This window comes from Neisseria sp. HMSC067H09 (assembly GCF_001814135.1).
Classification (GTDB): domain Bacteria; phylum Pseudomonadota; class Gammaproteobacteria; order Burkholderiales; family Neisseriaceae; genus Neisseria.
The window spans coordinates 25,787-38,662 of the sequence record NZ_KV814948.1; the positions used below are offsets into that span (position 1 = coordinate 25,787).

The following is a 12,876-nucleotide window of genomic DNA, read 5'->3' on the forward strand; positions in this document are numbered from 1 at the left end:
ACGCCGTACCGGTTTAAAGTTAATCCACTATACACACACCGAGGAAAACCGAATGATTACCCTGCATGTATTGGCACAGTCCCGCGCCCTGCGCATCGTCTGGCTGCTCGAACTCATCGGCACACCGTATCAAATCAAAACCTACACGCGCCATCCCGAAACCCTGCTCGCACCTGACGAACTCAAAGCCGTTCACCCGCTGGGCAAGTCCCCCGTTATCGACGATGACGGATTCGTACTCAACGAAAGCGGCGCGATTACCGACTACCTGATTCAAACCTACAGCGGCGGACGCTTCATGCCCGAACGCGACAGCCAAGATTACTGGCATTACCAACGCTGGCTGCACTATGCCGAAGGTTCGCTGATGCCCTTGCTTTTGCTCGGTCTGGTGTTCCGCAAAATAGAAAACGCCCCCATGCCGTTTTTCATCAAACCCGTCGCACGCAAAATCAGCGGCAACGTCAAAAACGGCTTTATCGAACCACAAGCCGCCCTGCATCTTGCCTATGTCGAAAACGAATTAAACGGCAAAGACTGGCTGGTCGACAACCGGCTCAGCGGCGCCGACATCATGATGAGTTACCCGCTGCAAGCCGCCGCCGACCGCTTCGGATTGGCGGACTATCCCAACATCCGCGCCTATTTGCAGCGCATCGAAAACGACCCCGCCTATCAAACGGCGGTAGAGAAAGCAGGCGGCCCGTTGCTGCGTTTGGATAAATAAGGTCGTCTGAAAACAGCAAAAGTCGGGTCTGGCTGCCCGACGAGATACCGAATACACAGTTCACACAATACATTGCGAAAACAGACCGAAGATCGTCCGAACCCACAACATATAGTGGATTAACTAAATCAGGACAAGGCGACGAAGCCATGGACAGTACAGATAGTACGGAACCGATTCAATTGGTGCTTCAGCACCTTAGAGAATCGTTCTCTTTGAGCTAAAGCGAGGTAACGCCGTACTGGTTTAAAGTTAATCCACTATATTTCAGACGACCCCTCCCGAAACAGGCATTTCAAGCCTTCAATACAAGGAAACCTATGGACGTTTACGCAACATACACAGCCCATCCGCAAAGCGGCATCGAACAAATCAAAGCCTCCGCCGGCACGCCAGCCGCCGTATCCGAATGCAGCGCAGGCAAACTATGGGACGCGCTGCATTTCGTCCTGACCGGCAAAGGCTCGGACGATGCCGACGCGGCAAACCCGTTGAGCAAAGCTATGATTGGTAACATCCTGCGGCAGGACGAAGAAGCAGGCGAACACATCGGCTGGATCGACGATACTGAAATTGCCGAAGTAGCCCAAGCCCTGAACCAAGCCGATTTCGCCGCGCTGCTCGACGGCAAAACCGCAGCAGATTTTCAAAACAACCAAATCTACCCCGATATTTGGGGCGATGAAAAAGCCTTTGCCGAAACCCGCACGGAATTGGCGCAGCGGTTTAAAGAACTCGCCGCGTTCTACCAAGCCGCCGCCGAACAGCATTGCGGCGTCGTGGTCAGGATTTCATGATTTCAGACGACCTTTTTGAATGGGAAAAGGTCGTCTGAAAAACGGATTCAACGGTGAAAAGTACATGAATAATTGATTTAATTGAATTTTATTGAAATGAGTAATACGAATTACGTTTGTTTTTCCTGCCGCACCGCCGTGCGCCGTCCGAAACGCTATTTCCGCCCCCAAGACAGCAGTTCGCCCCGTTGTTCGCAGTGTTCCAAACCATGTGTGGAGCTGTCGGATAGAATTCCGCTTCCGTCGAAGCATAAAACCAAAGCATGGCAGAAATTGCAGCAGGATTTGTGGCGGCAACAGTTACAAATATTGGAGATGCAGCAACGCTCCTGAGTCAGGTATAAACATGAACTCGAACACGAAGCCGATCGGTTGGAGCGTAAACTGCAAGAGCCGATGCATCCGCAAACTGCCAAACAGTTAAAACGTCTTCTGAAAAATTGTTTGAAGAACTTAGAACAAGTCAAATGACCGAGCAAGAACTGGTGCGCCGTTTCCATCAGGCTTTAACCGATATTTCCACCCTTGCGGAAGCCATTGGCGAACTGCATTGGAAAAGGGCTTTTTTTGATAAGGCGGCGCGGACGCTCGAAAACGAATCCATGCCTTTTGAAGAACGGTTGCAGCTTGCCTGCGAACAAAGCCACGTTTTCGGCGGCATGGGTTCTTGGAATGACTCCCCGCCGTTCTCCGCCCACGAACACGGCTTGTCTGATGAATTTGAAAAGACCACTTCGGCTTTGTATGAAATACGTTCGACGGCAATGGCGCATTTAAGGCGGAAGAGCGTGAAGTAGCGTGGGCTTCGCCCACGAAAACAAGTTCATACATCCGGTTGCAGGTTTTCAGACGACCTCCAAACCAAAGGCTAAAACATGAGTCCCGACAAAGTACGACGAAGCAAGCTGAACACACTGACCGACCTGCCCAATGTCGGCAAAGCCGTGGCGGAGGATTTGGCTTTGCTCGGCATCACGCAGCCGCAGGATTTGGCGGGGCAGGACGCTTACGAAATGTACGACCGCCTGTGCAGCCTGACCGCAACCCGACACGATCCCTGCATGATTGATATTTTTCTGTCGCTGGTTGATTTTATGCAGGGGAACGAACCGAAGCCGTGGTGGCATTTTACGGAACAGCGAAAAGCGTTTTTAGCCGATAAATAAACGCAGCCGATGAGATTGTTCAGACGACCTCGCTACCTTTTAGGTCGTCTGAAACCTTAAACCGAAAGATACGATATGCAGAAAAAACCTTTTTTTCAGACGGCATTATCCCTGTCGCTCGCCCTTGCCTTAAGCGCGTGTGCCGTCCACAGCACCGACCAAAACCTCACGCTCGAATCGACGGGGCAGGTGATGAGCGCGGCGGAGGCTGCCGAACGCTACGACGTGAACGGCAACTGGTGGGAAATCTACCAAAGCCCGCAGCTAAACGCCCTGATGGCACAGGCTTTGGAAAACAATATCGATTTGAAACAGGCTGCCATCAGCGTCAATAAAGCCCTGTATCAGGCGAATATTTTGGGGGCGGATTTGGTGCCGTCGTTCAGCGGCTCGGTGGGCGCGTCCACATCCAAAAACCTGAAAACCGGCAGCCACGGCAACACCTTCAGCAGCCAGCTCGGCTTGAGCTACGAATTGGATTTGTGGCGCAAACTCAGTGCCACCGCCGACGCGCAAGTCTGGGAATACCAAGCCACGCGGCAGGATATGGCAAACACGCGCCTGACTTTGATCAACAATGTCGCCGACGCCTATTTCAATATTGCCTATCTCAACGAAGCCATTGAATTGGCGCAGAAATCCCTCAAGCAATATCAGGAAATCAACCGCATTGCCGATGCCAAGTTCCGCTACGGCAGAGCCGATTCCAGCCAGCCGACGCAGGCGAAACAATCGCTGTTGAGCGCGCAAAACAACCTGATTTCCCTGAAAAACAGCCTTGACACGCAAAAACAGGTTTTACGCAACCTGCTCAACCTCAAGCCGAACGAAGCCATCGCTGCCGACCCCGCGCAATACCGCCTGCCGTCCGTCAAAGGCGTGAACCTCGACGTACCGATTACCGTGTTGGCGAACCGCCCCGACCTGCGCGCCGCCGAATACCGCCTGCAATCCTCGCTCCAATCCGTCGAAGCGCAAAAACGCAGTTGGTATCCCTCGATTACATTGGGCGCGAGCTTGAGCACGTCGTCTGAAAAAGCCAAAAGCGCGTTCAATATCCCACTACTGGGCGGCTCCGCCACCATCAACCTGCCGTTCCTCAACTGGCAGACCATGAAGTGGAAAGACAAAACCGCCCAAGCCAATTTCGACAGCGCCAAACTCGACTTTGAAAAAGCCCTGACCACCGCGCTGAACGAAGTCAGCACCAACTACCTCGCCTACCAAAACGCCCAAGCCGCGCTTAACAATCAAGAGCAGCGTTACGCCTTGGACAAGAAAAACAGCCGCTACTACCAAGTGCGCTACCAACACGGCAAAAACGAGCTGAAAGACTGGCTGGAAGCGCTGAACACGGAATACAGCTCCGCCCAAAACGTACTGAACCAGCGGTACGAAACGCTGAAATACGAAAACATGGTGTATAAAGCGATGGCGGGCCGTTATACGCCGAAGTAGGAATGAGCAATTTCAAAATGCCGCCTGAAAAATCAGACGGCATTTTTAATTTTGTTAATCAAATTCATCGAAGATGATGTAGCCGGTTCTTTATTTGACTGACCTGATGTACAAGAAATACTTACTTTAAAACCACGGCAAATGGCTAATTACGGCGGATTTAAGCATTGGTTCTTTCTGATTTTTCCGCACACCGCAAAGAGCAGCAGTATCAGTAGTTTTGTTGGTGCTTTTTTGAGGCATTGTGCCATGCACCAACAAAAGCACCGACATTTTTATGCCGATTCGGGTAGATTTGTGTAAACGGGAAAAGACGAGAAACGGGGAACAATAAAATGTAATACTGAATAAAATTATTTATATACAAATGGTTGTATATAAAAGTAGGGCGGAGATACAAGCAAGCAGCGGGCGTTTTCGGCGGCTTGGCAGGCTTCTACCAGTGATGTGGTCGGATATTTGCCGATAGTAAATGTTTTCTCTTTGCCGTCTATACGGTATTTCAAGCGGAAAACTTTCCCGCCTGCTGGGGTAACTTCAAGATACAATCCGCCGCCGTCAAACAGCTTGGTCTTTTTCCCTGTTTCGGCGGGCTTGGCATTTTTGATTTGTCGGTCATTCAGCGGCATGGTTGGGGTATGTTTTAGGGGGCATTTTCAGATATCCCGAATCATACCCCCTGATTTTGGTTGATTCAATTAGATTAAATTAGACGGCGTTATGTAGCCAAAAAGAAAACAACGGGATATAAAGAAGCCTGAAACCCTTGCATTTACAAGGATTGGTTAATGGCGTTAGACGGGATTAAATGAAAAAAACGCTTAGAATTTCTAAGCGTTTTTGTATGTTGGTGCGGACGGAGAGACTCGAACTCTCACACCTCTCGGCGCCAGAACCTAAATCTGGTGCGTCTACCAATTTCGCCACGTCCGCGTGATGAAACTCGGGATTATACACAAAGTATCCTGCTCTGCAAACAACCTTTGGCTTGAAATTGCTTTATTCCGACCGATATAATGGCAGGTCGGTTATCTGCCGGAACACACTAATATCAAAGAGGAACATCATGCCTGTTTTACTGATTCAGGATTTTTTACAGACACAGGGTTTGAAGCTGTCTTCAGACGACCTCCGTATTGCTTATCTGACCGCGAAGACGGTGATGGATATGGGCAATGCTTCGATTGACCGCTCGGTTTTGTGGCGTGAGGAAGACGGTTGGAAGCTGGCAGACCATATTGAAGAAACACCGGAAAATGAAGTTTTGCTCAAACAGGTTTTCATGGCTCTGGATTCGGTATTCAGTCGCGCAAAAGCTGTCAAAAGCGCGGCGGTTTACATTCACATTCCTGGCGAACCGCATGCAAGGTTGGTTCGTATCGCGGCACAAGGCGAGCCTTTGGAAAATCTGTTGGCTATTCATGAAGAAAACGGTACGGTTTACCTTGCCTGCCGTACGGCGCAAAGCGGTTGGATGAATATTGCCAACGATATAGCTTATTGGCTTTCGCTGGACGAAATCCAAGGCAGCCGGAACGAGGGCAGCGGAAGCCAGTTGTCCATCCCTGTGGCAACGCAAAACGGCACGGTTTTGGGCGTGGTTCACGTTGAATTTGCCGATAAAGATCAAGCCGATGACGCAGCCCAAACAGATTGGTCGGCGCTGGCGTTGGCACTTGCCGAGCCGCTGAAAGCATTGGCAGGCATCGAAGACAAGGAAGAAGAACATGAATAACACCTTGAAATTCATCGCCTCCTGCCGCCTGCCGACCGAATGGGGCGACTTCACTATGCACGGTTTTGAAGAACCGAGCGGACAAGAACATATTGCTTTGACGATGGGCGATTTTTCAGACGACCTCCCCGTTCTGACCCGCATCCACTCCGAATGTTTGACCGGGGATGCCCTGTTTTCCAAAAAATGCGACTGCGGCCCGCAGCTTGAAGCGGCGATGAAGGCGGTTCAACAAGAAGGGCGCGGTGTGATCGTTTATTTGCGTCAAGAAGGGCGCGGCATCGGTTTGATCAACAAAATCCGTGCCTATAAGCTTCAAGACGAGGGGATGGATACGGTCGAAGCCAACCTCGCGCTCGGACTGCCCGTTGACGCACGCGACTTTACGCTTGCCAAGCAAATTTACGACCATCTGAATATCTGTGCTGTCAAGCTGTTGACCAACAATCCTGAAAAAATTCAGACGTTGAAAGATGCAGGCATCAATGTCGTCGAACGTATTCCGCTCCATGTCGGCGAGAATGCGGAAAACGAACGTTATCTGCACACCAAAGCGGACAAATTGGGACATATGATTTTTGATTGAGGGCAGGTGGGCGTATTTCCCGCCTTTTTTCGTTTTCAGACGACCTTTTCCCAATCCGTATCGCGATATTGTTATAATCCGAGCTGTCCGGACAACCACCGATTTATATCCATATGAACACCTTCATCCTCCACGACACACGTCCTTATCCGCAGACTCCGGTTAAAAACCATTTACTGGTAAACGCCTCCCTGCTCGCACACGGCACGACCGCCGCGACCCGCAAGATTGCTGTGGGGCAGCTGCAAACCGAAATCCGCAGCCAGCTTCATCAAAACTACTACGTCAACTTGTCCGTCGCCATGACCATGGCGCCCGATGTAGAGACTTACAACGCGCTGATGCAGAGCATCAACCAAGTGTTATCCGCCGAAAACGAAGACGAAGCCCAATGGTTTGCCCTGCCCGTCGTCATCGTCGCCGGCTGCAAACAGGAGCGATCGCTGCCCCTGACGCTGCCTACCGAAGCACTGACCGCCTGCCTGTCCAACTATCCCCACTTGCGCGCTTTAACGCAAAACACCCAATGGCTGCCCTTCCTCGCCCATTCAGACGACCTAAGCGGCATCACGCCCGAACAGTGGTGGAACGCGAAACAAAACAGCGAATCCGCCGCTGCGTTCCTGCAAACCTTTGAAGATAAACCGCTGATCTGCCCCGAAGGACAGTCTGTCCACGTCGTTTACGCGCTGGGCTACGGCGACAAAAACCTGCAAACCGCCTTGGGTGTCAACCTGCAACAGGCAGGCCTGCCGCTGATGCAGGTTTGGCAGGAAAGCCTTGCCGCCGCCGGCGTTACCATCTTCACCAATCCGCTGTCTCCGAACACCCCGCTCCAAGCCCTGACCGACGGCAGCCACACCCGTCAGCGCATGGCGATGGACGTGTTCGCCACCAACGCCATCCGCGCCATCCGTATGCAGAGTCCGCGCGTCGGCGTCGTCATTGCCGCAAGGGCGGGCGGGCAGATTCTGTTCGGTTTCAACGCGACCGACAGCGCGTTTGAAGTCGTCCCGCAAGTGTTCGTGTGGAACCTTTCGTCTTCCGACAACATCGCCGTCATCCAACACAACTTCCTCGACCTGATGGCGGAATGCCGCGTCGAGCATATCCGCATCCTGCACGACGTTTTGCCGGAAAATGCCGACCTGCCGACCTATGCGCAATCCCTGTCCCTGGACGGACACAACCCATTCTTCTCCGAACACGCCTAAACCGCCTATGAAAAACCATTCCGTACTCTTCGTCTGCCTCGGCAACATCTGCCGCTCCCCCATGGCGGAATACGTCCTGCGCCACCGCGCCCGCGAAGCAGGCGTAGCCCACCGCGTCCGCACCGACAGCGCTGGCACATCCGGCTGGCACGACGGCGAAAACATACACCAAGGCACGCGCAAAATCCTCGCCGCCCACGGCATCGACCATCAAGGTTTTACCAGCAGCAAAGTGCGTTCCGAAGATTTCGATGAATTCGACTTCATCATCGCCATGGACGACAACAACCTTGCCGAACTGGAAAAAATGTTCGGCAAACACCCCGACAAAATCTTCAAACTCACCGACCTCATCCCCGAAAGCGGGTACCGCCACGTCCCCGACCCGTGGTACACCGGCGACTTTGACGAAACCTTCAGGCTTGTGGACGCAGGCAGCGTCGCGCTGCTGAAAAAGCTGGGCTTGGTTTGAATCGGTTGACACAACATTTAAAGTTGAACGCAATGCAGTAAAAAAGGTCGTCTGAAACCTCAAATTTGGGTTTCAGACGACCTTTTGTTGAAGAGATGGCCGGGGTAGGGCGGCTGAATGAGAAATAAACACCGCCTTAGCGCGCGAAAAAGCGACGCCCTCAACCACCGCGGGCAAAGCCCACGCTACTTTATCCGGTTCATTCAAGGGCTTTCCAAGCAAAGCAAATGTTCTGTAAACCGAATCTTAGGTTTCAGACGATCTTTTCAAAAAGCAACAATTCTTACTCTTGTCGAACAAAAAAGCCGGGGTAGGGCGGCTGAATGAGAAATAAACCCCGGCGTAGCGCGGGTTCTACCCGCGAAAAAGCGATGCCTCCAAACCACCACGGGCAAAGCCCACGCTACACAACGCTACTTCGCCCGCCCATTGCCATACATCAAAAGGTCGTCTGAAAAAAGCCGTTTCCCGCGTTTCAGACGACCCCGCCGCCGCGAAAAGCGTATACTTTTCCTTATCGCAACCAAGGAGCCGAATCATGAAAATCCTGCCCGTCCTGACCGCCGCGCTGCTCTTGTGTTCCTGCGCCGCCGACCGTGAAACCGAAGCCCTAAAAAACAGCCTGTCCGAAGCGCAAACCGCCGTGCGCCTTTCCGCCGAAAACACCAAACGGCTGGAAGACACTTATTCCGACATCTACTTCCACCTCGACAGCCTGACCGTCGAAAGCTTCAAAAAACGCGTCGCCAACGGAGACACCGTTTACGCCTACATCGGCCGCCCGAGCTGCGGCGACTGCAACGCCTTCGAGCCCATGTTCAAACGCTACATCGCCAGCCGCAACCTGAACGGCAAAATCTACTTCGTCAACGTCCACCGCCTGCACCAAGACAAAGAAGCATGGACCGCGTTCCGCCAACAATACAAACTCGGTGGCACGCCCGTCCTCGCGAAATACAGTAAAGGCAAACAAGTCAACAAACTCGATTTGGAAGAAAACGGCGGCAAAATCAGCGCCGAAGACTTGGAGAAATGGCTGGACGCAAACGGCTTGCGATAAGCTGCCCGTTTGAGATTGCACCGTTTGAGGGTTAGAGGTTTTGCGGAAGGATGAAGAGAGGTCGTCTGAAAACAGGATTTTGGTTTCAGACGACCTTTTAGGAATAGACCATGGTTAAAGTTGCATTTCTTTTAACCAGAAAGGGCAAACTATTTCCTTCCCCATCTCATCTAAGATTATCATTCCTTTTTCATTACAAAATTGCTGCATAACATTTATTTGTTCATTCTTTGTCAATGCCTCCCATACCAAATCATTTTTCATCCATTTTGGATAAAAAGCTTCAATAAAATCAGTTTCGTTAATTTGGGCATACGCAAGCATTTTACTTTTCTTGAGTGTTTCCCATTCAAATCCAGATCCGCTTAGATTAACAGATTTAAAATTTGCTCCATCTAATTTTATGTTAAGCAAAAGAGAATCTCTCAAATTAGCAAGACTTAGATCAGCTCCTTGCAGATCGGCTCGAGTCAAATTAGAACCAGATAGATTAACATTTGTTAATTTGGCGTGTTGAAGTTTAGTATCTATCAAATTTGCATCAGATAAATTGGCTGAATCTAGGTCAATTTCCTGCAAATTAGCTTTCTCAAGGTTCGCACTTTGAAGAAAAGCAGAACGCAAATTGGCTTTCTGCAAATTAGCTTCATATAAAATAATTTGTTCTAAATCAGCATTTGAAAAGTTAGTTTCGCGTAAGTCTGCTCCACTTAGATCAGCTTTGGTTAAGTCAACATCATGCAAATCGGCAGCTCGTAAATCAGCATAGCGTAAATTTAAATCTGACCAAACCATTGAACCAATATTGTATCTGATGGAATCTAATTTAATTCCAGCTAAACAAATATAAGGTAAAACGTTCTGGACATATCCTAAATTAAGTTGCTCTTCATCATTCACACTTAGCAACACATTAGTTAAAGCCACTCCCATAGGGCTTTCTGCTTTTCGTTTCAACTCCTCAATAAATTTAGTCCTTTCGTCATCAGATAAATTTTCTTTTTCCAATTTCTTCAAACTATCCTGCTGCATTGCCCGCCAAGCAGACTTCAACAGATTAAATGCAGGTAGGCGGAAACTTTCTCCGTAATCGCCTCGGAAAAACGGCAGCAGGTTGTAGATGGCGGAAATCTGCAAAGCGACTGCTCCTTCCCGTTTGCTGAAGGTATCGAAATCGGCGGTATCTGGTTTTTTGGCATATTCTTCAGATTGTTCCGTCGTTTGTTCTGTAATTTCTGCTCCGTCTTTTGGGCTGCTTCTCTGCGTGGTTTTATTGACTATTTTCATTTCCGGCAAATGCGCGCCGCTGACCCATTCGGACAGTTTTTGAAATTCTTTCAGATTAATGTCTTTACGTTGGTTCTCGATTTGCTGTCGATTATTTTTATCGCGGAAATGCCAAATGGCGAAGGCGACGGGGGAAGAAACAATCAGAATAATAAGATTCCAAGCACCGGAAGAAATGCTCTCACTGTTCCTAATCGCTGCAAAATAGATAATCATAAAAATGATTAGTGAAACAGTTCCTGCCCACAAGACTATTGCCGCATTGCTTTGCTTATCCAACCAAGTTTTTCCCTTGTCTTTTGCTGCTGTGATTTTTTGACGTATTTTCCATTTCACCATTTCTTCGTTCCCTTTATTGAATTTCAAGCCGTATCGCGTCCGGCGGCAACCCGAATTTTATAGTATTGCGTAATGGCAAAAAAGAAAAGGTCGTCTGAAACCAAGCTTTCGGTTTCAGACGACCTCGTTTATTCAATCAACGCAGGCTTGGGGTAACTCAAGTAGCGTGGGCTTTGCCCACGAAATGAATGAAAACACAACTATCCTTCGAATTAACATACGGCAAGTTTCGTGGGCAAAGCCCACGCTACTTGTTGTGCAGCAACGGCAACCTGTCCCTTCCCCCGTCTGGCGGGGGAAGGCTAGGATGGGGATGGCTTTGCGGCTTGAGGCAAAATCAAATTCGTGCAGCCCGTAGAGCCCCCCTCTCCCCAGCCCTCTCCCGCCGGACGGGATAGGGAGCAGGCTGCACGTCGTGGCATAGATTTCTGTCCGGCTACCGTCATTCCCGCGCAGGCGGGAATCTACTTTTAAATCTCTGCAACTGTTTTTCAAACATCTGTTTCTTAGAATTGCTGATGAATTCACGTCGTAGCCTGTCCTCGCGTATGCGGGGGCGGGAATGACGGCGGCGGTGTGTTTGACGTAGTGTGTTCATAAGAAAAGGTCGTCTGAAAACCTTAAAAATCAGGTTTTCAGACGACCTTTTGTCTTGGTTTCTAAATGTTATTTCTTCAATTCCGCCAAAATCTCGTCAACGGTTTTCTTCGCGTCGCCGAAGCACATTACGCTGTTTTCGTTGAAGAACAGCGGGTTTTGTACGCCTGCGTAGCCGGTGTTCATCGAGCGTTTGAAGACGACGACTTCTTTTGCCTTCCACACTTCCAATACGGGCATGCCGGCAATCGGGCTGTTCGGGTCGGTTTGGGCGGCGGGGTTGACGGTGTCGTTCGCGCCGATAACCAGCACTACGTCGGTTTCGGGGAAGTCGTCATTGATTTCGTCCATTTCCAACACGATGTCGTAGGGGACTTTGGCTTCGGCGAGCAGTACGTTCATATGACCGGGCAGGCGGCCGGCGACGGGGTGGATGCCGAAGCGTACTTCGGTGCCGTTTTTACGCAAAAGCTCGGTGATTTCGGCAACGGGGTATTGCGCCTGCGCCACTGCCATGCCGTAGCCCGGGGTGATGATGACGCTGCTTGCGTTGCGCAGCATTTCGGCGACTTCGGCGGGTTTGGCTTCGCGGTATTCGCCGATTTCTTGGCTGCCGGAGGCTGCGGCGGAACCGTCGGTACCGAAGCCGCCTGCAATCACGGAGATGAAGGAGCGGTTCATGGCTTTACACATGATGTAGGACAGAATCGCGCCGCTGGAGCCGACGAGTGCGCCGGTGACGATAAGCAGGTCGTTGGAGAGCATGAAGCCTGCCGCTGCGGCCGCCCAGCCGGAGTAGGAGTTCAGCATGGACACGACCACGGGCATATCCGCGCCGCCGATGGAGGCGACCAAGTGCCAGCCGAATGCGAGCGCGATCAGGGTCATCAGGATGAGGATGAAGCCGCTGCCGTCAACGGATACGAACACCAGCATCAGGATAAAGGATAAAACCAATGCGGCGAGGTTGAGCTTATGTTTGGCGGGCAGTTGCAGTGGCGCGCTGCTGATTTTGCCGTTGAGCTTGCCGAACGCGACCAGCGAGCCGGTAAAGGTTACGGCGCCGATGAAGATGCCCAAATAGACTTCGACCAGATGGATGGTGTGCATATCGTGCGAAACGTTGCCCGGTGCGATATAGCTGTTGAAGCCGACCAAAACGGCTGCCAAACCGACGAAGCTGTGCAGAAGTGCAATCAGCTCGGGCATTTCGGTCATTTCTACTTTTTTGGCTTTGTAGATGCCGATGGCGCCGCCAATCAGCATGGCGATGATGATCCAGCCCAGTCCGTGAGTGTTTTCGGAAAACACGGTAACGAACAAGGCAACCGCCATCCCGGCTACGCCGGAATAACAGCCCTGCTTGGCGGTTTCCTGCTTGGACAGCCCCGCCAGCGAGAAGATGAACAGTATCGCGGCTACGATGTACGCTGCTGTA

General features: G+C 51.0%; 15 protein-coding genes and 1 tRNA gene. 11 read left to right on the top strand and 5 right to left on the bottom strand.

Features of this window, described 5'->3' with window-relative positions; genetic code table 11:
- Window positions 1-52: 52 nt before the first annotated feature.
- From HMPREF2954_RS10845 to HMPREF2954_RS10865, 6 genes are all read left to right on the top strand, one after another.
- Window positions 53-727 (top strand): glutathione S-transferase family protein, encoded by a 675-nt coding sequence (locus HMPREF2954_RS10845; RefSeq protein ID WP_045073755.1) that lies wholly within the window; start codon window positions 53-55, stop codon window positions 725-727.
- 320 nt (window positions 728-1,047) lie between these two features.
- The gene (locus tag HMPREF2954_RS10850) at window positions 1,048-1,524 is read left to right on the top strand and encodes a DUF1877 family protein (RefSeq protein WP_045073757.1); all 477 of its coding nucleotides are present in this window, start codon (window positions 1,048-1,050) and stop codon (window positions 1,522-1,524) included.
- 96 nt (window positions 1,525-1,620) lie between these two features.
- Window positions 1,621-1,857, top strand: a complete 237-nt coding sequence (locus HMPREF2954_RS13330; RefSeq protein ID WP_231574637.1) for a hypothetical protein — start codon at window positions 1,621-1,623, stop codon at window positions 1,855-1,857.
- A gap of 134 nt (window positions 1,858-1,991) precedes the next feature.
- Window positions 1,992-2,321 carry an NADH dehydrogenase gene (locus tag HMPREF2954_RS10855; protein WP_070689132.1) on the top strand — a complete coding sequence of 110 codons (330 nt, stop codon included), beginning with the start codon at window positions 1,992-1,994 and terminating at the stop codon, window positions 2,319-2,321.
- 78 nt (window positions 2,322-2,399) lie between these two features.
- On the top strand, window positions 2,400-2,690 hold the full coding sequence (locus tag HMPREF2954_RS10860) for a helix-hairpin-helix domain-containing protein (protein WP_039410156.1): 291 nt from the start codon (window positions 2,400-2,402) through the stop codon (window positions 2,688-2,690).
- 75 nt (window positions 2,691-2,765) lie between these two features.
- Complete coding sequence (locus HMPREF2954_RS10865; RefSeq protein WP_045073759.1) at window positions 2,766-4,148, top strand: TolC family protein; 1,383 nt, start codon at window positions 2,766-2,768, stop codon at window positions 4,146-4,148.
- 353 nt (window positions 4,149-4,501) lie between these two features.
- Here the strand turns inward: HMPREF2954_RS10865 and HMPREF2954_RS12015 are convergent, their stop codons facing one another.
- Entirely contained in the window at window positions 4,502-4,777 is a 276-nt protein-coding gene (locus tag HMPREF2954_RS12015) for an Arm DNA-binding domain-containing protein (RefSeq protein WP_083313629.1), read from the bottom strand.
- Window positions 4,778-4,996: 219 nt separating this feature from the next.
- Window positions 4,997-5,081 (bottom strand) — tRNA-Leu (locus HMPREF2954_RS10875).
- 133 nt (window positions 5,082-5,214) lie between these two features.
- Here HMPREF2954_RS10875 and HMPREF2954_RS10880 point away from each other — a divergent pair.
- The 4 genes from HMPREF2954_RS10880 to HMPREF2954_RS10895 all read left to right on the top strand — a co-directional run bounded on the left by HMPREF2954_RS10880 (window position 5,215) and on the right by HMPREF2954_RS10895 (window position 8,155).
- Entirely contained in the window at window positions 5,215-5,883 is a 669-nt protein-coding gene (locus HMPREF2954_RS10880; protein WP_070689133.1) for a hypothetical protein, read from the top strand.
- Complete coding sequence (gene ribA / locus HMPREF2954_RS10885) at window positions 5,876-6,469, top strand: GTP cyclohydrolase II (protein ID WP_045073762.1); 594 nt, start codon at window positions 5,876-5,878, stop codon at window positions 6,467-6,469. Before HMPREF2954_RS10880 ends, ribA begins: the two co-directional genes overlap by 8 nt.
- A 113-nt stretch (window positions 6,470-6,582) precedes the next feature.
- Window positions 6,583-7,683, top strand: a complete 1,101-nt coding sequence (locus HMPREF2954_RS10890) for a conjugal transfer protein (RefSeq protein ID WP_070689134.1) — start codon at window positions 6,583-6,585, stop codon at window positions 7,681-7,683.
- A gap of 7 nt (window positions 7,684-7,690) precedes the next feature.
- Window positions 7,691-8,155 carry a low molecular weight protein-tyrosine-phosphatase gene (locus tag HMPREF2954_RS10895; protein WP_070689135.1) on the top strand — a complete coding sequence of 155 codons (465 nt, stop codon included), beginning with the start codon at window positions 7,691-7,693 and terminating at the stop codon, window positions 8,153-8,155.
- A 354-nt stretch (window positions 8,156-8,509) separates the two neighbouring features.
- Here HMPREF2954_RS10895 and HMPREF2954_RS10900 read toward each other — a convergent pair whose 3' ends face one another.
- Window positions 8,510-8,695, bottom strand: coding sequence for a hypothetical protein (locus tag HMPREF2954_RS10900; RefSeq protein WP_045073772.1), 186 nt, complete (start codon window positions 8,693-8,695; stop codon window positions 8,510-8,512).
- On the opposite strand from HMPREF2954_RS10900, the gene HMPREF2954_RS10905 reads away from it, so the two are divergent.
- The gene (locus tag HMPREF2954_RS10905; protein WP_003759382.1) at window positions 8,694-9,215 is read left to right on the top strand and encodes a thioredoxin family protein; all 522 of its coding nucleotides are present in this window, start codon (window positions 8,694-8,696) and stop codon (window positions 9,213-9,215) included. The genes HMPREF2954_RS10900 and HMPREF2954_RS10905 overlap by 2 nt on opposite strands.
- Window positions 9,216-9,329: 114 nt before the next feature.
- Here the strand turns inward: HMPREF2954_RS10905 and HMPREF2954_RS10910 are convergent, their stop codons facing one another.
- Both HMPREF2954_RS10910 and pntB read right to left on the bottom strand, forming a co-directional pair.
- Window positions 9,330-10,868, bottom strand: coding sequence for a pentapeptide repeat-containing protein (locus tag HMPREF2954_RS10910; protein WP_070689136.1), 1,539 nt, complete (start codon window positions 10,866-10,868; stop codon window positions 9,330-9,332).
- Window positions 10,869-11,507: 639 nt separating this feature from the next.
- The coding region (pntB, locus tag HMPREF2954_RS10915) for a Re/Si-specific NAD(P)(+) transhydrogenase subunit beta (RefSeq protein ID WP_070689137.1) at window positions 11,508-12,876 on the bottom strand (1,369 nt) is incomplete at its 5' end.